The 23,875-nt window shown below is 38.5% G+C and carries 28 protein-coding genes, 1 other RNA gene and 1 riboswitch; of the genes, 6 read left to right on the top strand and 23 right to left on the bottom strand.

Going from position 1 to position 23,875, the window contains the following annotated elements; translation table 11 throughout:
- Positions 1 to 15: 15 nt before the first annotated feature.
- From KQI66_RS03765 to ffs, 17 genes are all read right to left on the bottom strand, one after another.
- The gene (locus KQI66_RS03765; protein ID WP_253287654.1) at positions 16 to 363 is read right to left on the bottom strand and encodes a sulfite exporter TauE/SafE family protein; all 348 of its coding nucleotides are present in this window, start codon (positions 361 to 363) and stop codon (positions 16 to 18) included.
- The gene (locus KQI66_RS03760) at positions 360 to 725 is read right to left on the bottom strand and encodes a sulfite exporter TauE/SafE family protein (protein ID WP_216427340.1); all 366 of its coding nucleotides are present in this window, start codon (positions 723 to 725) and stop codon (positions 360 to 362) included. Before KQI66_RS03760 ends, KQI66_RS03765 begins: the two co-directional genes overlap by 4 nt.
- Positions 726 to 754: 29 nt before the next feature.
- Positions 755 to 1,075 (bottom strand): hypothetical protein, encoded by a 321-nt coding sequence (locus KQI66_RS03755; protein ID WP_216427339.1) that lies wholly within the window; start codon positions 1,073 to 1,075, stop codon positions 755 to 757.
- A 1-nt stretch (position 1,076) separates the two neighbouring features.
- Positions 1,077 to 1,388 carry a DUF2089 family protein gene (locus KQI66_RS03750; protein ID WP_216427338.1) on the bottom strand — a complete coding sequence of 104 codons (312 nt, stop codon included), beginning with the start codon at positions 1,386 to 1,388 and terminating at the stop codon, positions 1,077 to 1,079.
- Positions 1,389 to 1,680: 292 nt separating this feature from the next.
- Positions 1,681 to 2,163 (bottom strand): hypothetical protein, encoded by a 483-nt coding sequence (locus KQI66_RS03745; RefSeq protein ID WP_216427337.1) that lies wholly within the window; start codon positions 2,161 to 2,163, stop codon positions 1,681 to 1,683.
- A gap of 91 nt (positions 2,164 to 2,254) precedes the next feature.
- Positions 2,255 to 2,908 (bottom strand): HAD family hydrolase, encoded by a 654-nt coding sequence (locus KQI66_RS03740; protein ID WP_216427336.1) that lies wholly within the window; start codon positions 2,906 to 2,908, stop codon positions 2,255 to 2,257.
- Complete coding sequence (ribH, locus tag KQI66_RS03735) at positions 2,905 to 3,372, bottom strand: 6,7-dimethyl-8-ribityllumazine synthase (protein ID WP_216427335.1); 468 nt, start codon at positions 3,370 to 3,372, stop codon at positions 2,905 to 2,907. The genes KQI66_RS03740 and ribH overlap by 4 nt, the downstream gene beginning before the upstream one ends.
- 50 nt (positions 3,373 to 3,422) lie before the next feature.
- Positions 3,423 to 4,628, bottom strand: a complete 1,206-nt coding sequence (locus KQI66_RS03730; RefSeq protein WP_216427334.1) for a bifunctional 3,4-dihydroxy-2-butanone-4-phosphate synthase/GTP cyclohydrolase II — start codon at positions 4,626 to 4,628, stop codon at positions 3,423 to 3,425.
- Positions 4,629 to 4,644: 16 nt separating this feature from the next.
- Entirely contained in the window at positions 4,645 to 5,295 is a 651-nt protein-coding gene (gene ribE, locus KQI66_RS03725) for a riboflavin synthase (protein WP_216427333.1), read from the bottom strand.
- Positions 5,296 to 6,387 carry a bifunctional diaminohydroxyphosphoribosylaminopyrimidine deaminase/5-amino-6-(5-phosphoribosylamino)uracil reductase RibD gene (gene ribD, locus KQI66_RS03720; RefSeq protein WP_334300581.1) on the bottom strand — a complete coding sequence of 364 codons (1,092 nt, stop codon included), beginning with the start codon at positions 6,385 to 6,387 and terminating at the stop codon, positions 5,296 to 5,298. It lies immediately after the preceding gene.
- 139 nt (positions 6,388 to 6,526) lie between these two features.
- A riboswitch (FMN riboswitch) is annotated at positions 6,527 to 6,641 on the bottom strand.
- A 124-nt stretch (positions 6,642 to 6,765) separates the two neighbouring features.
- Entirely contained in the window at positions 6,766 to 7,413 is a 648-nt protein-coding gene (gene nth / locus KQI66_RS03715; protein ID WP_216427331.1) for an endonuclease III, read from the bottom strand.
- Positions 7,406 to 9,163 (bottom strand): B12-binding domain-containing radical SAM protein, encoded by a 1,758-nt coding sequence (locus KQI66_RS03710; RefSeq protein WP_216427330.1) that lies wholly within the window; start codon positions 9,161 to 9,163, stop codon positions 7,406 to 7,408. Before KQI66_RS03710 ends, nth begins: the two co-directional genes overlap by 8 nt.
- Positions 9,164 to 9,176: 13 nt before the next feature.
- A complete protein-coding gene (gene thyA / locus KQI66_RS03705) occupies positions 9,177 to 10,007 on the bottom strand; it encodes a thymidylate synthase (protein WP_216427329.1) in 831 nt (276 codons plus the stop codon).
- A gap of 13 nt (positions 10,008 to 10,020) precedes the next feature.
- Complete coding sequence (gene recR / locus KQI66_RS03700) at positions 10,021 to 10,620, bottom strand: recombination mediator RecR (protein ID WP_216427328.1); 600 nt, start codon at positions 10,618 to 10,620, stop codon at positions 10,021 to 10,023.
- Between the two features lie 14 nt (positions 10,621 to 10,634).
- Positions 10,635 to 10,970 (bottom strand): YbaB/EbfC family nucleoid-associated protein, encoded by a 336-nt coding sequence (locus KQI66_RS03695; RefSeq protein WP_216427327.1) that lies wholly within the window; start codon positions 10,968 to 10,970, stop codon positions 10,635 to 10,637.
- 44 nt (positions 10,971 to 11,014) lie between these two features.
- Positions 11,015 to 12,610 (bottom strand): DNA polymerase III subunit gamma/tau, encoded by a 1,596-nt coding sequence (dnaX, locus tag KQI66_RS03690; RefSeq protein WP_216427326.1) that lies wholly within the window; start codon positions 12,608 to 12,610, stop codon positions 11,015 to 11,017.
- 125 nt (positions 12,611 to 12,735) lie between these two features.
- An RNA gene (gene ffs, locus KQI66_RS03685) (signal recognition particle sRNA large type) lies at positions 12,736 to 13,001 on the bottom strand.
- A 156-nt stretch (positions 13,002 to 13,157) separates the two neighbouring features.
- On the opposite strand from ffs, the gene KQI66_RS03680 reads away from it, so the two are divergent.
- Positions 13,158 to 14,246, top strand: coding sequence for a D-alanine--D-alanine ligase family protein (locus tag KQI66_RS03680; RefSeq protein ID WP_216427325.1), 1,089 nt, complete (start codon positions 13,158 to 13,160; stop codon positions 14,244 to 14,246).
- 16 nt (positions 14,247 to 14,262) lie between these two features.
- On the top strand, positions 14,263 to 15,066 hold the full coding sequence (gene murI, locus KQI66_RS03675; protein WP_216427324.1) for a glutamate racemase: 804 nt from the start codon (positions 14,263 to 14,265) through the stop codon (positions 15,064 to 15,066).
- A 241-nt stretch (positions 15,067 to 15,307) separates the two neighbouring features.
- Here the strand turns inward: murI and KQI66_RS03670 are convergent, their stop codons facing one another.
- Complete coding sequence (locus KQI66_RS03670; RefSeq protein WP_216427323.1) at positions 15,308 to 15,571, bottom strand: AbrB/MazE/SpoVT family DNA-binding domain-containing protein; 264 nt, start codon at positions 15,569 to 15,571, stop codon at positions 15,308 to 15,310.
- Between the two features lie 160 nt (positions 15,572 to 15,731).
- Between KQI66_RS03670 and KQI66_RS11555 the strand changes: the two genes are divergently transcribed.
- The 4 genes from KQI66_RS11555 to tadA all read left to right on the top strand — a co-directional run bounded on the left by KQI66_RS11555 (position 15,732) and on the right by tadA (position 18,800).
- Complete coding sequence (locus KQI66_RS11555; RefSeq protein ID WP_216427322.1) at positions 15,732 to 16,310, top strand: nucleoside recognition domain-containing protein; 579 nt, start codon at positions 15,732 to 15,734, stop codon at positions 16,308 to 16,310.
- Complete coding sequence (locus KQI66_RS03660; protein WP_216427321.1) at positions 16,307 to 16,843, top strand: spore maturation protein; 537 nt, start codon at positions 16,307 to 16,309, stop codon at positions 16,841 to 16,843. Before KQI66_RS11555 ends, KQI66_RS03660 begins: the two co-directional genes overlap by 4 nt.
- A 95-nt stretch (positions 16,844 to 16,938) precedes the next feature.
- Positions 16,939 to 18,258 carry an FG-GAP repeat domain-containing protein gene (locus KQI66_RS03655; RefSeq protein ID WP_216427320.1) on the top strand — a complete coding sequence of 440 codons (1,320 nt, stop codon included), beginning with the start codon at positions 16,939 to 16,941 and terminating at the stop codon, positions 18,256 to 18,258.
- Between the two features lie 20 nt (positions 18,259 to 18,278).
- Positions 18,279 to 18,800 (top strand): tRNA adenosine(34) deaminase TadA, encoded by a 522-nt coding sequence (gene tadA, locus KQI66_RS03650; RefSeq protein ID WP_256441572.1) that lies wholly within the window; start codon positions 18,279 to 18,281, stop codon positions 18,798 to 18,800.
- 286 nt (positions 18,801 to 19,086) lie between these two features.
- Here the strand turns inward: tadA and sleB are convergent, their stop codons facing one another.
- The 5 genes from sleB to KQI66_RS03625 are packed head-to-tail and all read right to left on the bottom strand — an operon-like array spanning position 19,087 to position 23,861.
- A complete protein-coding gene (gene sleB, locus KQI66_RS03645; protein ID WP_216427319.1) occupies positions 19,087 to 19,653 on the bottom strand; it encodes a spore cortex-lytic enzyme in 567 nt (188 codons plus the stop codon).
- A 16-nt stretch (positions 19,654 to 19,669) separates the two neighbouring features.
- Positions 19,670 to 20,314 (bottom strand): stage II sporulation protein R, encoded by a 645-nt coding sequence (spoIIR, locus tag KQI66_RS03640; RefSeq protein WP_216427318.1) that lies wholly within the window; start codon positions 20,312 to 20,314, stop codon positions 19,670 to 19,672.
- A 46-nt stretch (positions 20,315 to 20,360) separates the two neighbouring features.
- Positions 20,361 to 21,353: a Ger(x)C family spore germination protein gene (locus KQI66_RS03635; protein WP_216427317.1), complete on the bottom strand. Its 993-nt coding sequence runs from the start codon at positions 21,351 to 21,353 to the stop codon at positions 20,361 to 20,363.
- The gene (locus KQI66_RS03630) at positions 21,350 to 22,360 is read right to left on the bottom strand and encodes a GerAB/ArcD/ProY family transporter (RefSeq protein WP_216427316.1); all 1,011 of its coding nucleotides are present in this window, start codon (positions 22,358 to 22,360) and stop codon (positions 21,350 to 21,352) included. The genes KQI66_RS03635 and KQI66_RS03630 overlap by 4 nt, the downstream gene beginning before the upstream one ends.
- Before the next feature lie 7 nt (positions 22,361 to 22,367).
- Positions 22,368 to 23,861: a spore germination protein gene (locus KQI66_RS03625; RefSeq protein WP_216427315.1), complete on the bottom strand. Its 1,494-nt coding sequence runs from the start codon at positions 23,859 to 23,861 to the stop codon at positions 22,368 to 22,370.
- Positions 23,862 to 23,875 lie beyond the last annotated feature (14 nt).

Raw genomic sequence — 23,875 nt, 5'->3', positions numbered from 1 at the left:
TAGTCCGGATATTTCTTACTTTTTTCTTACTTCATTTATTCCCATAAATACAAGAAAAACAGCAAATATTTTTCTCAATACTTCCGAATTCATTCCGACTGCAATAATCGAACCGGCAACAGCACCGATAATTCCGTACATTATTATAGGTTTAACAACACTTTTTTCTACATTTCCGGCTTTCATATGTGTAATCAATGCAATTACCGCTGTTGGTATAAAATATATGAGGTTTATTCCCTGTAATGCCTGCTGATTCATGTCCGTAAGCATAACCAGCGCCGGTATAAGTATTGTGCCGCCGCCGATTCCCATTCCGCTTATTATTCCCGAGGCAAAGCCTACAACTGCGAGCCAAATCATAAGAACATCCTCACTGCCGCCGCAAGCATTGCCGCACCGAATATTATATGCAACCACCTTCCGGATATTCTGTTCAGCAGCTTTGCTCCGACAAAACCTCCTGCAACGCCTCCCGCTGAAACGATTATAGTTTCAAGCCACGGTATATTTGCTTTGAAAAAATATATTACTGCGGAAAGCACAGACAGCGGAAGTATAACCGCAATGGCAGTCGCATGGGATTTATGGGCGTCTATGCCGAGATATTTTTCCATACAGGGAACTACGACAGTACCGCCGCCTGAGCCGAAAAGCCCATTGGCAAAGCCGGTTATTATGCCTATCCATATTGTTTTTCTGCCGTTTTTCGATTTATTAGCCAAAGAATATCACCTCTCGGATATTCTTTACATTATAAATCCTTTATATTCATTTTTGTTTTTTCTTTTTCTGCCTGTTCAGCTTTTTTCATGCCGCTTTTTGTTGCTCCGTAAACAGCAAGCAATATAAAAGTAGGAATGTTGAAAACAATAAAAACAACAACAATAGATAATGTGTTTTTTCCGTCATAAATCATATTTCCAAATGTTGCAATAAAAGAATATATCAGTGTAACAGCAGGAATAATTAATCCCAAAAATTTATTTTTTGCTCTTGATAAAAATATTTGCAAAACAAGAAGCCCGAACATAATAATAATAAAGATAAACATAAAAACGGTAAATCTTTTCATTTTATTTATCCTCCTTAATCTTTCTGTATTCCTCAATCAAAAGCTTTGCCGCCTCAAAATCTATATGCTCGTCAATGGCAAGCTTTTTTATAAGCTTAATATATTCGCTCTCAGTCGAACTGTCGGCAAGCTTTATTTTTTCTATAAGCCTGTCAAGCCTGTTTCTTACCGTCGGATAAGTAACCTCATACTGATTTGCCATTTCCTTAAGCGAGCCGGAGGAAAGCACAAACCGTTTTATAAAAGCTATATCTTCATCATTTAGATTTGTCATCCATATCGGCAAAGAAGATATTTTTGACTCATTCACCATATAAATCACCTCTTTAATATAATTAAAATATCATTTAATTTTATTAAAGTCAATATTAATTTTATTAAATTTTAGTTTTAAAAAAACAAAACTGCCTGTTGGCAGTTTTAGACCGTAGACAAAGCTATTTTTATTCAGCGGAAGGCATTAGGAAACAATAGTCATGACTTTAGCAAGCAAAAGCAGCTTTGCCACCATATCATCTTGCATGGTCAGTAGTTTCAAGGCTTTTTAGCCGATGGAATGCGCTATTCATGCCTCTGTTTAAACAAGTCGAAATCATGATTTCGACTTAGTTGTTCTTGCTGTTTTCGTTTATAACATCAACAACGGCATTTATTCCCTTAACCATAAAATTAATCTTTTTGTCGCTTATTTCTTTTCCGTCTTTGGAAATAATTACATTTCCTATAACAAGTTCATCTTTTTCCGAGCTTTCGGTACTTCCCATTAATGTTGTCCACTTTATTGTTATGTCTGATTCATCTATCTGTTCATCACAATCGACTGAATACTGTGTATCATCAAAAAACGGCGTATTTGAGCTGGCATTTACAAAAATAGTATTATCTTTATTCTGCCAGACATTTATATTGTAATATATAATATCATCTTCAGACTCAACATATTTTTCATTTGGTGACACCGTTTCCTCATGTATAAGCACAGCCTCGTCGGTATCTATGCTGTCGTTTGCACTGCTGTTTGATGAACACCCAGCCATAGAAAACATAATCACCAAAGCCGACAACACCGCTTTATATTTAATTTTCAATCCAAAAGCCTCCTTCATATAAACGAATTTACCAAATGATTATAGCATAAAAAAAGTCCGTATTTTATTAAAAAATACGAACTTTTGTGGATTAATATATTGTTTTGACAAGCCTATAAATATCTTTAACATCATACGCCACAGCCGAAGCCGCTTCCAGCTCATCAGCCATTCCGTAGCCGTAAGCACAGCCGATTGATTTTAAACCATATTTATCGGCAACCTCCATATCGCTGTATCTGTCGCCTATAACAATAAAATTTCCATTATATTTTCCTTTTATGTCTTTAAATATTTCGTACTTCGGAATAAAGCCGTAATCCTCCGTACAATAAAAATCATCGAAATACTTATCAAGACCAAAGGCTTTTATATGTGCCTGCATATAGCTGTTTTTGCAGCTGCTCAAAAATATAAGCCTGTAATTATCGGCTTTCAGCTTTTCGAGAATATCCAATGCACCGTCATAAAGCACCGCCCTGCCTTGATTGATATACTCAAGCATTTTCTCGCCAATAAAGGCACTGTATTTATCCTTTAGGCTCTGCGAAAGACTCGGCATGAATGTATTCCACATGGTTTTTGCATCCATGCCTATCCATTTTTTTATTTCGTCATCAGTATATTCACTATGCTCCTTTAGCCCTTCTATTTCAAGCAGTTCACAGCATTTTCTGAATGCCGGAGCATATATTTTCAAGCTGTCATGCAGTGTTCCGTCATAGTCGAAAACTATGTTTATCATAAGCTCATGCCTTTGATAAGATTAACCATTTCAACAGCACCGAGAGCACAGTCATAGCCTTTGTTTCCTGCCTTTGTTCCGGCACGTTCGATAGCCTGTTCAATATTTTCTGTTGTAACAACTCCGAAGAGTACGGGAACTCCTGAATTAAGTCCTGCCTGTGCAACACCCTTTGAAACCTCATTGCAAACATAATCATAATGTGATGTTGCTCCTCTGATTACAGCACCAAGACATATAACTGCGTCATATTTTCCCGAATTAGCCATTTTTGATGCAATAAGCGGAATTTCAAATGCACCGGGAACCCATGCAACATCAATGTCTTCGTCCTTAACATCATGTCTTTTAAGTCCGTCCAATGCTCCGCTGACAAGCTTAGATACAATAAATTCGTTAAAACGTGCGGCAACAATGCCTACTTTAATTCCCTGTGATACAAGACTTCCTTCATATACGTTCATTTTAATATCCTCCTGTTTATGCAATAATATATATTTTGTTCTTTTTATTTTTATTTGAAATGAAGCATGTGTCCCATTTTGTTCTGCTTTGTTTTCATATAAAATTCATCATATTTTGTAAGCTCCATTTCGATGGGAACTCTTTCTTCTATTGAAAGGCCGAAATCAGAAAGTCCTTCGATTTTAAGCGGATTGTTTGTAAGAAGTCTTAATGTTTTAACACCGAGATCTCTTAAAATCTGTGAGCCGATATAATATTCTCTTAAATCCTCTTTAAATCCGAGAGCTATATTTGCCTCAACAGTGTCAAGTCCCTTGTCCTGAAGCTCATAAGCACGGAGCTTATTGACAAGGCCGATTCCTCTGCCTTCCTGTCTTAAATAAAGCAGTATGCCTCTGCCTTCCTTCTCAATCTGACGCATAGCCTGTGCAAGCTGTTCACCGCAGTCGCATTTTAATGAACCGAAGGCATCACCTGTAAGACATTCCGAATGAACTCGGCAAAGCACGCTCTTTCCGTCGCCGATATCGCCCTTAACAAGTGCAACATGGTGCTCACCGTTAAGCTTGTTTACATAGCAGTAAGCAACAAACTGACCATATTTTGTAGGCATTTTTGTTCTTGCAACACATTCAACAAGCTTGTCGTTTACCTTTCTGTACTGCTGTAATGCGGCTATTGTTATTATTTTTATATTGTATTTTTCGGCAAGCTCAAGGAGCTCTGTTTTTCTCATCATTGTTCCGTCTTCACGCATTATTTCGCAGCAAAGACCGCATTCCTTAAGTCCTGCAAGACGCATAAGGTCTACAGTTGCCTCTGTATGGCCGTTTCTTTCGAGAACACCGTTTTTCTTTGCAAGGAGAGGGAACATATGGCCCGGACGTCTGAAATCTTCGGGCTTAGCATCGTCATCAACGCATTTCATTGCTGTTATTGAACGCTCTGCCGCAGAAATACCTGTTGTTGTATCAACATGGTCGATTGAAACTGTAAATGCTGTTTCGTGATTATCTGTATTGTTTGTTACCATCTGGGGAAGCTTAAGCTTTTTGATATATTCCTCGCTCATCGGCATACATATAAGTCCTTTACCGTGCATAGCCATAAAGTTTATATTCTCTGTTGTTGCAGCTTCTGCGGAGCAGATGAAATCACCTTCGTTTTCTCTGTCCTCATCGTCTGTAACCAATATTATTTTTCCCTGTCTGAGTTCTTCAAGTGCCTCTTCTACTGTACTGAATTTTGCTGCCATAATTTATTCCTCCTTGTTAAAATCCTGCTTTCAAAAGAAATTCCTTTGTTATTCCCGAGCTCTTTGTTTCCGGCTCTTCCTTAAAGCTTAAAAAATGTTCTATATATTTTCCGACAACGTCATTTTCAAGATTGACCGTGTCGCCTGTTTTCTTGTATCCGAGAACTGTTTCCTTTGCCGTATGCGGTATCAGCGATACGGAAAAGTCATTGTCCGTTACCTTTGCAATCGTAAGGCTAATGCCGTCAATGGCAACCGAGCCTTTTTCGATTATATATTTCATTATTTTTCTGTCGGCTCTTATTGTGTACCAAACAGCTATATCGTCCTGCTCAATTTTTGTTATAACTCCCGTTCCGTCTATGTGTCCCGAAACTATATGGCCGCCAAAGCGTCCGTTGGCAATCATTGCTCTTTCGAGATTTACCATGCTGCCCTGTCTGAGCTCTCCGAGATTGCTTCGTTTAAGCGTTTCGTTCATAACATCGGCAGTGAATATGCCTTTGGAAAAGCTTGTTACCGTAAGGCATACTCCGTTGGTCGCAACGCTGTCGCCAAGCTTTAAATCCGAAAATATTTTGTCGCCCGAAACCGTAAGCCTTGAAGATTTTGCTCCTTTTTCCACTCGGACTATCGTTCCCATTTCTTCAACTATTCCGGTAAACACTTATTTCAGCCTCCATTCCAAGAGAATGTCATCATCAAAGAAGGACACATCCGGCTTTTCAAAAACAAATGCCTCGTCAGGAACATCCACTCCGATACCGCCGACAGGTGATTTTGCCTCGGTTCCTCCGAATATTTTCGGGGCTATATAACATTCTATTTTATTTACTATTCCGGCTTTTAGAGCACTGAAATTCAGTTCTCCGCCACCTTCAAGAAGAATTCCGTCTATTTTCATTTCGCCGAGCTTTATCATAAGCTCATTTAAATCAACATGTCCGTTATCATCGGATGTTTGTATAACAGTTATGTTTTTGTCCGTATATTTTTCTATAAGCTCTTTATCTTCCGATACCGTTGCTATAATCGTCGGTACTTCACCAGCCGTTTTAACTATATTGCTTTCAAACGGTGTTCTCAGCTTTGAATCACATATTATTCGTATAGGATTTCTACCTCCCGTTATTCGACAGGTAAGCATTGGATCATCCTTAAGCACCGTACCTATACCAACCATAATCCCTGAATATTTCAGTCTGCTTTTATGGACATTTTCTCTTGCCGTTTCTCCTGTTATCCATTGTGATGCACCTGTTCTTGTTGCAATTTTACCGTCTGCGGTCATTGCATATTTCATTGCCACAAACGGTGTTTTATGTGTTATATAGTGAAAAAATACATCATTTATTTTATCGCATTCGTCCTTAAGCACTCCCTCAATAACCTCAATACCGTTACTTCTGAGCTTTTCTGCTCCCTTACCGGCAACCAGAGGATTCGGATCAGCTGAACCGATAAAAACTCTTTTTATTCCGCTTTCGATTATAATATCCGTACAAGGCGGCGTTTTTCCGTAATGACAGCAAGGCTCAAGAGTAACATATATATCCGCTCCCTGCATATCCTCCTTGCAGTTCAATATTGCATTCCTTTCGGCATGAAATTCGCCGTATTTATGGTGATAATCCTTATTAAGAATTTTTCCGTCTTTAACTATTACCGCTCCTACCAACGGGTTAGGTGAAGTATATCCTGTTCCCTTTATTGCCTCATTTATGGCAATTCTCATATATTCTTCATCAGTCAAAGCCATCGCCTCCAACAAAAAATGCTCTGAATAAGAATTCAGAGCACATAAAAAGCCAACCCAATGCCATCAATAAAAAACAAAACCCTGAAATGATAAACATTTCAGGGCAAAATATACATACAAAAAAACAGCAAATGAATATTCTAATCTTCTTTCATCCAGACTTTACTGTCGGCTTCGGAATCACACCGAATCATGCCTTACGGCTCGTGGGCTATACCACCGGTAGGGACTTGCACCCTGCCCTGAAGACTTATTATTAACTTGATGTTAATGTTATCACTATTAAAATCATATGTCAACATAATTTTAGACAAAATTTTATCAATATATTTTAGCACTTTATATAAATTAAAATATATTTTTACTGGTATAAATTCATTATATTTCCTTATTCAGTTCATTACATCTGTGCTCACACAGCTCTGCAAGAAAGCAGATATCGCATTTCGGTCTTCTTGCTATACATATGCTCCTTCCGTGAGCAATAACCTGTGTATTATACGCAATCCAGTTTTTTCTCGGTAACAGCTCCATAAGCTCAAACTCGATTTTAACAGGATCCTGACTGTCGGTAAATCCAAGCATATTAGATATTCTTTTTACATGAGTATCAACAACAATGCTGTCAATTCCGAATATGTTTCCGCGAATAACATTTGCCGTTTTTCTTCCGACACCCGGAAGCTTCGTAAGCTTATCAATATCGCTCGGAACCTCTCCGCCGTATTCACTCAAAAGCATCTGACAACAGCCGATTATATTTTTTGCTTTATTATGATAAAATCCCGTTGAACGTATATCCTGTTCAAGTTCGGACAAATCAGCCTCCGCAAAAGCCTTTATTGACGGATATTTCTTAAACAAATCCTCCGTAACCATGTTTACTCTTGCATCCGTACACTGTGCGCTTAATATTGTTGCAATCAATAACTGCCATGCACATTCATGGTTAAGATAGCATTTTACAGGACCGTAATGCTCCTCCAAAAGGTCAAGAACCTTTATAACACGTTCTTCTTTAGTCATTCGGTATTACCTCCTTCCATACGACAGCCACATCTGCCTTATTGGATATAATATCTCTGCCGTAATAATTAAACAAAACAGCCGTTTTTCCTCTTTCAAGGCTCATAGGATTGATTTCAAAAAACTCAATTCTACACATTCTTAAAAGCTGTTTAGGCGTATATTCCTTAAGCTTTGGAATAAATCTGTTTACATTTTCCTCTGCTGTATAAAAATCACGTTCAAACTTTCTTTCTTCTTCCGTTGCGGTTCTTTCAAGCGTCTGCGGTATGCTTTTCATGTTATCGCCCAAATAAATATCGTATCTCAAAAGCTCTTTTATCACAGGAAGATCATCTTCAAACACCTTCTGCTCCGAAAAATATTCATATATTCTTGCATAAAGCTCCATTTTGCTGTGCGATATATCCATATAGCCTTTGTCTTCCCACCAGTTAGCAAGATTTTCAAAAAATCCAAATGGATTGCCCAAAACGCTAACCGCATATTTAACCGCAGTAAGAGCCTTTCCCGAATTATAGAAGGTTTCAACCATTTCTTCTACGCCCTTAAGTCTGAGCACCTCATCAAAGGACAGCTCTTTTGTATACAAAACCTCATACGGTGCTTCGTCGGCATATACAATTCCGTATTTTTCCGCATCATACCTCAGCCCCGATCCTTTCAAAAGCTTAAGGAATCCAAGCTGAAGCTGTTCAGGCTTAAGATTGTAAACATCATTAAAGGATTTTCCGAAGGATTCATAATTCTCATAGGGCAGTCCTGCAATCAAATCCAAATGCTGATGTATATTGCCCGAAACGGATATTTTTTTGACTACGTCGGTTATGCCACCAAAGGCTGTATTTCTTTTGATTGCGTCAATGGTCTGTTCATTTGTTGACTGAACGCCTATTTCAAACTGGAACAAGCCTTCTCTGGCATTCTTCAGCATTTCTATTGCCTCATCACGAAGTATATCTGCCGTAATCTCCATATGGAAATTGGTAACTCCGTTATCATGTTCCATAATATATTTCCATATTCTCATGGCATGCTCATGATTACAGTTGAACGTTCTGTCAACAAATTTAACCTGCTTTACATTATTGTCTATGAAAAACTGTAAATCGCTCTTTACTCTGTCAAACGATAAAAAGCGAACACCCTTTTCAACAGATGACAGACAATACTGGCAGTTATACGGACAGCCTCTCTGTGTTTCATAATATATTATTTTATTTTTCAGCTCCGAAACATCATCATACACAAACGGAATATCATCAAGCTTAAGCGGCTCTGCATTTGGATTTTCAAAAATCTCTCCGTCCCTGCGATAGGTTATGCCGTTTATATCATAATACGGCTTTTCCGTAACCCATACAGAAAGCAGCTTCCGGTATGTTTCCTCTCCTTCGCCTCTCATAACAATATCGGCAAATGGATTGTTTCTCAAAAATTCAGCCGAATCATAGCTCACCTCCGGACCGCCGAAAACAAAAAGCGTATTCGGAAGAACCTTTTTCAGCCTTGCCGCCGTTGTCCTTATCATCTCAATATTCCATATATAGCAGGAAAACCCGATAACATCGGGTTTTTCCTTATATATATCACTGACTATTTTTTCAATGCGGTTATTGATTGTAAATTCTTTTACAACTGTATATTTTCCTTCAGCATCCGCATATTTTTTAAGACTTCTCAAAGCCAATGACGAATGTATGTATTTTGCGTTCAGGGCAGTCAATAAAACCTTCATTTGTTTTACCATTCCCTTATATTTATCAAATAGCAACAGGTATTCTGCCTATGCTTTCTCCGTATTTATAATCTGTGATTTTAAAGTCATCAACAGTAAAATCATAGAAATTTTTTATATTCTTATTAATTTCGAATTTAGGTGCAGGGAGCGGCTCTCTTTCAAGAAGCTCCTTTACAAGCGGAATATGTCTGTCATATATATGCATATCGGCAATAACATGAACCAACTCGCCTACCTGAAGGTCGCTTACCTGTGCAAGCATATGAACAAGCACTGCATACTGAACGACATTCCAGTTGTTTGCCGTAAGCGTATCCTGTGAACGCTGGTTTAATATTGCGTTAAGCTTTCCGTCAACAACATTAAACGTCATGCTGTAAGCACAGGGATATAAATTCATTTCATGCAGATCCTCGAAATTATAAATATTTGTCATTATTCTTCTGCTGTACGGATTGTTTTTTAAATCATAAAGCACCCGGTCAACCTGGTCAAACATTCCTTCTTTATACTGATGCTTAACACCGAGCTGATAGCCGTATGCCTTGCCGATAGTGCCGTCCTCACCCATCCATGAATCCCAAATATGTGAATTAAGCTCGGAAACTTTATTGGATTTTTTCTGCCATATCCAAAGCATTTCGTCAATGGCATTTTTCCAATTTGTATATCTGAGAGTAAGTATGGGAAATTCCTTGGAAAGGTCATAACGGTTCACTACGCCGAATTTTTTTATTGTATATGCAGGAGTTCCGTCCTCCCATACGGGACGAACCTTTTCATTCTCGGTTGAATATCCGTTTTCAATAATATCTCTGCAATTTTCCTTGAAAACAATGTCTGCGTAACTCATCTGTTCCTCCTAATTATAGCTCACGTCTGCCTTCAAGCGCACGCATAAGCGTAACCTGGTCAACAAACTCCAAATCTCCGCCGACAGGTACACCGTTTGCTATTCGTGTTACCTTTATTCCGAGCGGTTTTATAAGTTTACTGATATACATTGCCGTCGCCTCACCTTCAACATTGGGGTTCGTGGCAAGTATTATTTCGTTCGGAGTATCCTTTTGTATTCTTTCAAGCAGTTCCTTAAGCTTTATATCGGAAGGTGAAATTCCTGCCATAGGTGAAATAGCACCATGCAGAACATGATAAACTCCGTTATATTCCTTAGTCTTTTCGTATGCCGCCATATCCTTGGGACTTTCAACAACCATTATTGTTTTGTGATCTCTTTTGGGATTTGCACATACCGGGCAAATATCGGAATCCGTAAGATTACAGCATACTGAACAATATTTAACATCTCTTTTTGCCGAAATTATAGCCTCCGCAAGCTCTGCAACGGCACTGTCGTCCATTGCTATAACATGAAAAGCAAGCCTTTGTGCCGATTTTCGTCCTATTCCGGGAAGAGATGCAAACTTTTCTATTAACCTTGTTATCGGATCACCGTAATAATTCATTTTCTACCTCTTTATCAGAACATACCGCCAAGGCTTCCGCCTGCGATTTTAGACATAGCGTTGTTCGCAACCTCGTCAGCCTGTCTGAGTGCCTCGTTTACGGCTGTAAGAATAAGGTCCTCAAGCATTTCAACATCATCGGGATCAACAACATCCGGATTGATTGTGATTGCCTTAAGCTCCTTCTTCGCTGTAACCGATACCTTAACAGCTCCGCCGCCTGATGTTGTTTCTATAACCTGTTCAGCAAGAGCAGCCTGTGTTTCCTCCATCTGCTTCTGCATTTTCTGTGCCTGTTTCATAAGGGCATTCATATTCATACCGCCCATACCGCCAAAACCTTTTGCCATTTAAAATACCTCCTGTTATTAATTATAGCTTTATTTTAAATCAATTATTGCTCTATTTCAATACCGGGCATAGTGCTTATAAGATTATCCCAGCTTGAATCGTCATATTCTTCTTCCTCTTCGGTTGTACCGTAGATAAGCTCATAACGTTTATCAAAATCCTTTTTTGATATAACCTCGATTTCGAAATCAATGCCGAGCTTTTCCGCAAACATATCTTTCAACTTATCGGTTTTTGTCTCTATAACCCTGCTGTTTGATTCATTGGCACAAACAACATATATTTTTTCTCCGTCAAGCTGTTTAAGCTCTGCTCTTTTTAATATTATGTCATTAGGATTTCCGAATTCGGAAACTATATCCGCCCATACCTCAACGGCTTTTTTATAATCCTCTGTAACAGCCTTATTGAGCTTTTTCTTAGGCTTTTCCTTTTTTACCTCTCCGGACTGTGCAGGTGCAGATACCTTTGTGTATTTTCCGCTTTTAAGTTCTCTTTCTATTCCAGAAAGCTTTGCGGCAACAGCATCATATGAATTTTCGGTAACAGGCGCACAGAGCTTTATAAGGCATATTTCAAGCAATACTCTCTTGTTGGACGCATATTTTATATCTGAATCAAGCTTTGAAAATACATTAATAAGATATGTTACCTCATCTCTTGTGATTCTCTTTGCCTGTTCACCGAGCTCTGCCGCACTTTCGCCGGATATTCCGAGAACAGCCGCCGAATCGGGAATTGCCGTTGCAATAAACAGATTTCTGAGATACGCAATATAATCCTTAACAAACTGTCCGGCATCTCTGCCGTTTATCATCATCTCGTCAACTTCCTGTATAAGAGCCTGTGCATTTTTATTAAGTATATTATCGGTAACTCTTATGAATACCGAATTGTCAACCGAACCGGCTACCTCAAGCACCTTTTCTCTGGTTATATGCTCACCGTAATAAAATGCCGAACACTGGTCAAGTATGCTCAATGAATCTCGCATGGAACCGTCTGCAAGCCTTGCTATAAGATACAGTGCGTCCTCTTCAATATCTATGCCTTCCTTTTCGGTATAGCTTTTAAGTGCATCGGCTATTTCCTGTGCCGATATTCTCTTAAAATCGAATCTCTGACATCTTGAAAGTATTGTTGCCGGAATTTTCTGCGGATCTGTTGTAGCAAGTATAAAAACAACGTGCTTAGGCGGCTCTTCAAGAGTTTTAAGAAGTGCGTTGTGTGCTCCCGTCGAAAGCATATGAACCTCGTCTATAATGTAAACCTTATAGCTGCCCTCTGTCGGAGTGTATTTAACCTCTTCCCTTATCTCTCGGATACTGTCAACGCTGTTGTTTGATGCGGCGTCTATTTCTATTACATTCACGCTTCTGCCTTCGTTTGCGGCAACACAAAGCTCACATTTATTGCATGGCTCGCCGTCCTCCGAAGGATTAAGGCAGTTTATAGCCTTTGCAAATATTTTTGCGACCGATGTTTTTCCCGTTCCTCTTGTTCCGCAGAACAGATAGGCATGGGACACTCTTCCGCTTTTAAGCTGGTTTTTTAATGTTTTTACTACATGCTCCTGACCGACAACGCTGTCAAAGCCCTGCGGTCTGTATTTTCTGTACAAAGCCTGATATTCAGACATATTTATCCGTCCCCTTTCGTATCAAAGACAACCGTATTATAAGGACATTTCAGCAAAATATAAGCAAAAAAATAGCAGCAAGGTCTTTCCATGCCGAAAACCAAACTGCGTTTATTCATAGGAATCCATGCGTCTGCTCCTTGACTGCCTTTCTTATACGTTACCTTTTTTGACAGCTCGGACCAAGCGACCTCGTGGCACATAAAAGTGACTGCTTAGTGCTGCTTCCTTCCGGATCTGACACGGTTCACAGGTTTCTATTGCACAAGACTCAATCTTTCAACGCCATCTCCAAAGGGCAGCCACAAAATCGAACAGCCTCAAAGCAGACATCACCCCCACTATAGCGGATTGTGGGTACAGGACGCCGCTACCTTCCCGGCTAGCATGGAAATTTTTATAAAATCTGTAAAACAGATTTATCTCAAAAAAATTATGCACTATAAATTTAATGCTTAAATATTATAATCTATAACTGATACTATTGTCAACCACCTTATTTTTGAATATAATAGTAATAATGTTTACAGATTATCTGTTTAAATATATGGAGAAGAGGGATATAGTGAATAAGCTTACAGTAGCAGTAATATTCGGAGGACAGTCATCGGAGCATGAGGTTTCAAGAGTATCTGCTTCATCAATAATTTCAAATCTTGACAGTGAAAAATATTATGTCATTCCGGTCGGCATAACAAAATCCGGCAAATGGATGATATACAACGGACCTATCGAAAACATCAAAAACGGCGAATGGGAGAAGTTCGGCACTCCTGCCATTTTAAGTCCCGATGCATCACAGAAAGGTCTTTTAAAGCTTGTCGGCGACAAAGCAAAGCTCATACCCATTGATCTTGCATTTCCCGTGCTTCACGGCAAATACGGCGAGGACGGCACAATACAGGGACTTTTTGAGCTTGCACAGATACCTTATGTAGGAAACGGTGTGCTTTCCTCAAGTGTTTCCATGGATAAGGCATTTACAAAAATAATTGCAAAAAATGCAAAAATAACTCAGGCTAAATATGTTGAGGTTCATTCTGAGGACTTCAATAAAATTAAATCCATTGCAACAAAAATAGAAAAGAAGCTCGGCTACCCCTGCTTTGTCAAACCTGCTAACGCCGGTTCTTCGGTCGGCATAACCAAGGCTCACAACAAAGATGAGCTTATCGAAGGACTTAAGCTTGCGGCAGTACACGACAGAAAGATTGTCGTTGAAGAAGGAATTGTCGGTCGTGAAATAGAATGTGCCGTTCTCGGAAACGGAGATAACATAAGTGCTTCATGTGTCGGCGAAATTTTTGCGGCAGCGGAATTTTATGATTATGATGCAAAATATAACAACAGTGCATCTAAGACAGTTGTTCCTGCGGAAATTTCAAAAGAAAAACAGGACGAAATCCGCAAAACGGCAATAAAAGTATTCAAAGCCGTTGATGGCAGCGGACTTGCAAGAGTTGACTTTTTCGTTGAAAAAGATACGGAAAGAGTTATATTCAACGAGCTTAACACTCTTCCCGGCTTTACACCCATAAGCATGTACAGTATGCTTTGGAATGCCTGCGGAAAACCGATGAATGTACTTCTTGACGAACTTATAGACCTTGCTCTTGAAAGATTCGGAGTTAAATAATCGGAGGTTTTACATTATGGATAACAGACCAATAGGAATATTCGATTCCGGAGTCGGCGGTCTTACTGTTGCAAAAGAAATAATAAAAACTCTGCCTAACGAAAATATTGTTTATTTCGGTGATACTGCCCGTGTACCATACGGAGCAAAATCAAAAGATGTTGTAACAAAATATTCAAAGCAGATAGTACGTTTTTTGCTTACCAAAAATGTAAAAGCAATAATTGTTGCCTGCAATACAGTTTCGTCAAATTCACTTGACGCATTAAGACGTACATTCGATATTCCGTTTATCGGTGTTGTTGAACCCGGCGTAAAAAGTGTTCTCGAAACGACAAAAAACAAACGTGTCGGCATAATAGGCACAGAGGCAACAATAAGAAGCGGTATGTACGGCAGACTTATACACGATGCCGACAGCACAATAGAGGTATTTTCAAAACCTTGTCCTTTATTTGTTCCCCTTGCCGAGGAGGGCTGGTATGACAACGATGTTGCAAGAATGACAGCGGAATTATACCTTGACGAGCTTATATCCTGCGGAATAGATACTCTGCTTTTAGGCTGTACTCATTATCCGCTTTTAAAGCACTGTATAGGCGAAACAATAGGCGAAGCCGTTAAAATAGTCGATCCGGCTAAAAACACGGCAGATGCCCTGAGAATAATACTCGAAAAAAACAATATGCTCAATGACGGCTCGGAAAAACCGACAAATATATTTTATGTCAGTGACATAACCGATAAATTTGAAAAAATATGCCTTAAGACACTTAAAAAGACATATACTCCGGCTAAAATTGATATTGAAAAATATTAATCTAATATTAATCGGCTCTTCTGTTTTAATAACGGAAGAGCCAATTTATTTTACTAAAAAAACAAAGCCTCTCCAAAGGAGCGGCTTTGCGTAACAATAAGGGGAAGAAGTAGAGAGGACGCTGTCTGATGGGGGTTATTCAGCACCCTCATTGATATTATTGCCTCTTACCGAAATATTATTCAAACAAAAAACCGTTAACGAATTAATCGTCAACGGTTATGTTTATTACGCTTTATAATTACTCTGAAATCTTAAGATTTGCAATTCTTGCCATTTCAAGAATTGATTCCTTTGATACTTTCTTTCCCTGATACTCAATAAGATCATCCATGCTTCCTGTAAAAATATCAGCAGGCTCATATTTTTTAAGAATGATTTTTTCATCATCTATAAAAATTTCAAGTGTATCTCTTTCTTTAATGTTAAAGTTTCTTCTAAGCTCGATAGGTAAAACTATTCTGCCAAGTTCATCAACTCTTCTTACAATTCCTGTTGATTTCATCCGTTATTTCCTCCTAAAATTATTTACTCATATTTTCTTTTAATATCATATCAATATTTGTCCAATATGTCAATAATTGTAATATGTTTTGTACTTTTATGTTAATAATATTAACTTGCGTTTCATATTATACATAAAACAAATAAATTGGAGCGAAAAAATGAACATTATTTGGGGAATTATGATAATTTCTGGCATATTTTTTTCTTTATTATCAGGAAATTCTGAAAATTTAACCAATTCGATACTAAATTCAGCAAAAGAAGCTGTAACAATTTCGTTCGCAACTTGCGGAATAATGTCTTTGTGGTGCGGATTAACCAGGATTGCAGAGCGTTCCGGTCTGATTGACAGCATAACAAAGCTTCTCATGCCTGTTATGTCTATATTGTTTCCCGAAATACCTAAAACACACCCTGCAATCAAACATATATGTACAAATGTTACAGCAAACATATTCGGACTTGGTTGGGCAGCAACTCCGTCCGGACTTGAAGCAATGAAGAACCTGTCTTTGTTAAACGGACATTCTAAAACAGCGTCAGATTCTATTTGTATGTTTCTGGTTATCAACATGTCTTCTGTCCAGCTTATTACGGTAAGCATAATAGCATACCGTGCAGAATTCGGCTCATTTTCCCCTGCATCTATTGTTTTTCCGGGCATAATCGCAACGTCAATATCGACACTCATCGGCATTTTGTCAGTAATTATATGTAGAAGGTGTACCCGATTATGAATATCATTTATTACATTTCAAATATAACAATACCTATTATTCTTGTTATTATCTTAATGCACGGATATATAAAAAATGTAGATCTTTTTGATGCTTTTATTTCCGGTGCATATGACGGATTAAAAACGACTGCATCCATATTACCGTCCCTGATAGGATTAATAACAGCAGTCGGCATTTTCCGTTCATCCGGCGCAATGGATTTTCTTTGCAAAATAGTATCACCGATAAGCCGTCTTACCGGATTTCCGTCTGCACTTGTTCCCATGAGCATAACAAAAATGTTCTCCTCTTCGGCAGCAACAGGAATGCTTCTGGATATATTCAAAACATATGGTCCGGATTCTTTTTACGGAATTTCCGCATCAATAATAATGAGCAGCACCGAAACAATATTTTATACATTGAGTGTATATTCATCAGCCGCCGGAATAAGCAAAAGCCGCTATACTGTTTTATGCGCAATAATCGCCAATGTATCCGGTATTGCCGCATCATACATACTGACCTGTATATTTTTTGCAAATAATTGAATTTATTATCTCCATATGATATTATTAAATATAATGACTAAGACAGGATTTTTTAATTAAACGGTTTTATATGCTGTCTTATATGGGGTGATTTAATGCAACTGAAAAAAACTGCTGTTCTGTTTGCAGCTGCGGCAATGCTGTTATGCAGCTGTTCCGCCGATAACAGTGATGAAAATACCGCTCTCACAATGTCTGAACAGACAGAAACATCTTTATATCAGCTTATAGAAAATACACTTAACTCATATTACTGGAGATATGACAGCGATTCAATAATATTCGACAACGGAAAAATACCTACTGACGATGATGCACTTAACGCCAGCTCCGAAAGCGGATACGATATGTCGTCAAAAAAAGGTTCGGACTGTATTTACGCTTCTGCCGATCTTCTTTACTTTAATCGTGAAAAAGCAGGAACCGTTTATTTTTATTTCATAAGCAATAAGCTGACCGGAATATATTATATTCCAGAAAATATATCAACCCCATGCAGTATGTATGTGAGAAATCCTTATCTTGTTGCATCACCCTTATCTATGGTTGAAACCGACGCAGAATACGTATATACAAAGAAATACGCACCAAAATCTGATATTATAGGAGTTTTTGACAGTATTAAAGTCGGCAGTAATGTATACACAGCATTTACAGACGGAACAAAGCTTACCATAAACCGCAGTACACCCGAAAGTTCATTTTATACAAGCAGAGTAATTGATTACTCATCGGACGGACTTGTTCCTATGTCAGCAGCATTTATAAATAATTCTTCTCAGATGGCTGTATTATTCGGTACCGAAACATACTCTGAAGGCGGAGCTGTTCCTATTACCGTTCCAAAGGAAATAATTATATTCGATTCGGACTTTAGTCCGGTTGGAGAAGTTATAGATGCCTCTGACTGCTACTCTGTCGGATATGATAACGGATGCCTTATTGTTTCAAGAAATGAAGCAATAGATTTTTATACACTTGACGGAACATCGGTAAGCCCGAAACAGATAAGCTATTATATAGGAAAGAGCATAGTCGGAATGGATATAACCGACATTGATGGTGACGGCGAATCGGAATTTATATTCACAGACGGCCAGGACTTATATCTTTATAAAAAGACCATATCTGTATTCAAATGCGTCTGGAGCACCCATATGTCCATAGACAGCTATGAAAAATATATTTCTGCCGCAGACCTCAACAATGACGGTGTTAAGGAAATATATGTATACGACTCAACAGGAACAACCTCAAAATATATAATAGGCAAAAACGGCTTATCCACAGGAAATGATGATATAGACTACGGTCAACGCTGGTACATTTCCGACTTTAACGCCGACGGAAAAAGCGATGCCCTTGTTGTCGGAAATTCCGATTCCAATACACAGGAGCTGCGTATAAATAATTAAATCGAAAGGAAGATAAGCTTTTGGATACATCAGAAGCATTAAGCGAAGAACAGCTCAAAGAGCATGAACATTATATGCGAGAAGCATTGAACGAGGCCGAAAAAGCAATAAACAGCGGAGAAGTGCCGATTGGCTGTGTTATAGTATATAATGGAAACATAATAGGCAGAGGACATAATTTAAGAAACAATCTTAAAAATCCTCTCTGCCATGCCGAAATATCTGCCATAAACGAAGCGGCAAATTTTATCGGAGACTGGCGGCTTGAGGACTGCACACTGTATGTTACGGTTGAGCCATGTCCTATGTGTGCCGGAGCTATTGTGCAGGCACGCATACCGAATGTCGTTTTCGGCACAAGAAATGTAAAAGCAGGCTGTGCCGGTTCAATACTCAATATACTTGATGAGCCTCGTTTTAATCATCAGGTCAATGTTATCGAAGGAATACTCCGTGAGGAATGTGCAAAACCTATGGGCGAATTTTTTAAACGGTTCAGAAAAAAAGCCTCGGCCGAAAACTCCGAAGCTCAAAATCAATAGGTGCCAAAAGCACCTAAGTCGAAATCAGGATTTCGACTTGTTTAAACAGAAGCATGAATAGCTCATTCCATCGGCTAAAAAGCCTTGAAACTCACTACTCTCCTCGACGGGAGTGAATCCCGTCTATTGACCGCACAAGACAGTGCGGCGGCAAAGCCGCTTTTGCTTTTTCTAAGCAAAAGTCATGACAGTATGGATTCCACTTAGGAAACCCTTCGTTTCCTAATACCTTCCGCTGTATAAAAATAACTTTGTTTACAATCTGAGGTGCCAAACGGCACCTTTTTTATCCGAAAACGTGGCGTCCTATCTGTAATTTGATAGGTATTGACCATATCCATTTTGACGTTGCCGTTGACGGATTCCAGAAATACAATGCTCCGTCTGTCGGATCCCAGCCGTTAATGGCGTCCAATGCAGCTCTGTATGCAGTATCATTCGGTGTAAGGTTTATCTGACCGTCACGAACAGAATCAAAGGCTCCGCTTTGGTATACAACATTGGAAACCGTATTAGGAAATTGATCACTTTCAACACGATTGAGTATCACTGAGCCTATCGCAACCTGTCCCGTATACGGTTCTCCTCTTCCTTCTCCGTATATTGCCGACGCAAGTATGTTCAAATCATTTTCCAAAGATTCATTTACCGTTATCCCCAGTCTTTCCAATGTCGTATTTCCGGCAATTCCGTCTGTAGTTATTCCGTTTGCCTCCTGAAAGCTGTTTACGGCATAATATGTATTTTCTCCGAATATGCCGTCAACATTATCAGAATAATATCCTAAATCCTTCAATCTCTGCTGTATTTTTGCAACCGTACTTCCGCTTGAGCCCCAATAGTATACCGCCATAATACCACCTCTTGTTTTATTTTAAATCGGATAACAGCTCCACAACCTTGAACTTAAATTCGGGAATTTTATTATTTTCCTCGGAAAGCACAACTATTTCGTAGCTTTCATCTGATAACGTATTTTTCAGCATTTCACTGTTTTTCTGCTTGACCGCCTCACCGTTAAGACAAAGCGGCGGATACATAACACACCACCAGTTATGCCCTTCTCCGCTACCGATTATAACTCTCAGAGATTTATACAATCCAGGCGGAAATTCTGTATTTTCGTAATATCTCACAGGATAATATTCGTCCGAAAGCTCAACCGATACATTATAGCTTTCACCGTTTTCCTTTATGGTTTTCTCTGCAACGTCTTTTATAAGCTCCTTGTTTTCGAAAAGAAATTCTTCTGCGGCCTCTCTGTCGGAGCATAACACAATTCTTTCTCCTATTGCCTCAAGAACGCTGTCCCTTATCTTTAATTTTATACTCTGATCATGCTCGGAATCACTGTTTGCCAACACATGGAACCTTACCACTGACTGCGTTATGTTTTCGGTTACTCTCTGTGCATATGAATTTGCCGCAAGTATAAGTGCAATTACAAAAGCAAATATAAACGATATTAAAATATCCGTTTTATTCTTTTTTAAAATATTTATTATATTTTTCATTATGTATTCCTCCCTTTTTCATATAAGAGAGGATTGCCTTAAATAATTATTTTATAACACCTGTTGATATAATTTTTAAATTCACAGATATATCGGACGGATATTCGTTCAAATCATACCCAGCATTGATAAAATCCGTTTTTGTTTCTGCCGCCTTATTTATCGTATTCCGTATTATATTTTTTATTACTTCTTTTAAATTACTTATTTCGTCTGCCGATATATTATTTATTCCGGCTCCGTCTATCGAGCATTCCGCAGATATTTTAATATTGTATCTATTGTCATTCAAATAGATATGCGTATTCTGCCTTAATATTTCCGCATATATTCCGTTACTTTCTATTATACTTTTATCTGCATCTCCGTTCAGCCATTTTATTCCCTTTATATCATTTTCAGAAATATCGCCCTTATATTCTGAACCATTCATAACATATCCGTCGGAAATATAAATTTCTCCGTCATTACAGTAAAGCTTAGGTATTATATAGCCTTTACTATTTCTTATATTATAAATTATTTTTTCAATATCCATATATGCCGCATCGCTGTCCGCCAAATCGCCATTGCTGTAAAAATCCCATATATACATACCGTTTCCGTCGTTTTTCTGCATTATCGCATTTACCGCATTATCGGCATTGTCCGTCGCAACAACAATTACCTTTGTGTTAAGCTCCTTCATTCTTTCCGCATCATATAAAAATATTTTAAAAAGCTCACTGTTCTCAATTATTTTTCTGCCTATTACAAGTGTTTTCATCTGTCCGAAGTACATTTTTCTGTCCGAGCCGTTGTCTGCCTTGTTTTTTATGTCAATAATGCTGTCACCGTATTCCACACTGCATTTTTCCGGCTTTGTTTCATCGCCTATGTCACTTTTGAGCTGTGCTTCACCTATTGTCATGCTGTATTTTTTATTTTTGCCTACATCAATTCCGGCAGTAATTACATATTTTCTTTCGTCTGCCTCTGCCTTTCCGTAACAGCCTGTTATCACAAGCGTCAATAACATAATCAATATAAGCTTTTTCATTTCTTTGCACCGTCCTTCGTAATAAGCGATAACACCGGAATTATTATCCCGGCAAAAACAACCGATAGTATTCCGACAAAATAAAGCATATCGAATGCAAACGATACATTTTTCAAGAAAGACGCTGCTATTATAACCAATACCGAAAAAACTAAAATATACTTTCTTTCAGCCCTTATTATTTCCGACGAAATATATATACCCATTGCAGTTGAGGCAAAAGCCGACAAAAACCATATTCTAAGCATAAGAACATTTTCCTTATCACCGAATATATGTGGCATATTTACTGTGCTTGTAAGAGAAATAACCGGAAAAATTTTTTCATTAAATCTTCCAAACTCGGCTATAGAAAATACTATTAATAAAACCGATATAACCAATCCAATCACATACGCTTTTACCGCTGATGACACTATTGGGGTTCCGTCTGTGTAGGAAATAAGGTTATACAATATTACAGGCGAACCGAATAAAAACAATGCTCTCATATCAGCATAGCTTTTATTTAAGTCAAATATATTTTTTGTTTTCAGTCCTTCTACAAAATCCGTTGTACAAAATATAACAGCAGTAACCATGCTTACCAATACAAATATGAATATAATTTCGGTACTTCTGCCAATAATCTGAATACCGAGAAATACACAGTACATTGCTGCAATTACAAATAACAACGCCAATATCCAGACAGGTGCAGACGGTAATAAATATATGTTTACAGCACTGCATACAAGTCTTACAAGAAATACAGTATACATAAATGTAATTACCGCCGATAATTTTTTCGAAATCATTTTAAGCACTATATTATTAGTTTTTTGTATTTTTTCGGCCGCAAAAGCCACAAATATACAACCAAGCACCGAAAATGCCGTTCCTATAATGACCGAATATATATTTTTCACAAAATACGGCACTGCCGACAGTGAGAAAGACAGCGTCCATAAAACAATTATCGTTTGCAGTTGTTTAACCGATATTTTTCTATTTTCAAATGTATTCATAATATTTTCATCTCCTTCTTATTCTTTCCTCCGGAGATGCAAATACCGGACGTTTTTTCAGCATAAACAGCGGCAAACGCACTATGCTGTCTTTTAAATCATCAAAGCCGTTTTCAGCCGCCGAGCAATACGGATACATATAAGGTATTCCAAAGCTTTCAATTCCGCAAAGATGAATAATAACAAGCAGTACTCCTATCCACAGCCCGAAAATACCCAGAACAGCCGATAGTGCAATAACGACATATTTGCAAAGCCTTATTCCGTTGACCATGGCCTGATTCGGAATAACAAATGTACATATTCCGGTAACTGCCGAAATTATAACCACAACAGGGCCGACAAATCCTGCATCAACTGCCGCCTGACCTATAACTATACCGCCGACTATTCCGAGTGTTGAGCCAATAGGTGATGGAAGTCTTATTCCGGCCTCTCGCAAAAGCTCAAAGGCTATTTCCATTATCAAAACCTCTATAACCGTCGAAAACGGAACGTCCAGACGGCTTCCGGCAATTTTCAGAATAACCTGTGCCGGCAAAAGCTCCGGATTATACAATGTTACTGCTATATAAAGTCCCGGAAGTATCAGCGCAATCAATGCCGCTACATATCGTATAATCCTTATAAAGCTCATTATCTCCCAACGGTCATAATAATCCTCTGCCGCCTGAAAAAATGTATTAAGCGTAGACGGCAACATAAGAACCAACGGTGAATTATCGACAGCAACCACAACTCTGCCTTCAAACAGTGCCGCTGACGCCTTATCCGGTCTTTCGGTCATCTGTATCTGTGGAAACGGAGACCACCACTTTTTTTCGGTCATCTGGTCTATATATCCGGCATCAATTATTGCGTCAACATCAATATTTTTGAGCTGTTTCTTAACCCTGTCCAAAATATCCTTTCTCACAATTCCGTCAATATACATGACTGCAATATCCGTTTTGCTCCTTCGGCCTATCTTGCTTCTTTCGACCTTTAATGCCGTATCTCTTATTCGTCTCCGCATAAGAACAACATTTTTGCTTACAGATTCGGCAAAAGCGTCCTTCGGACCCTGTACAACTACTTCGTTTTCAGCCTCTGGAACACCTCTTGTCGGCCAGCCCTTTGTCGATATTATAAGTGCATTGCTGTCGCCTTCGGCAAATACTGCCGTATCGCCAAGCAATATAGATGTATAAATATTTTCAAAAGCATTTTCCCGGTCAACTTCACCTACACTTATAGCCTTTGACATAAGTATCTCCAATATATTACTACCGTTTTCGCCTATGACATCGGTTCTGTTCATAAGGTTGGTCATAAGTGACTGCTCAATTACATCGGTATCAACGATATTGTCAGTATATACAAGGAGCATATCTATATTTTTATCTGCTCCGGCTTTAAACCGCCTTATTATTATGTCATCACATTTATCAAACGTATTTCTTATTGTTTTTTCATTTTCATTGAGCCTGTCCGATACATAAGCCTGTTTCAATATTTCCACCTCTTTCAGGCTTA

It is taken from the genome of Anaerotignum sp. MSJ-24, assembly GCF_018918145.1.
Taxonomy (GTDB): domain Bacteria; phylum Bacillota; class Clostridia; order Lachnospirales; family Anaerotignaceae; genus Metalachnospira.
This window is presented reverse-complemented; position numbering and strand designations above follow the sequence as displayed.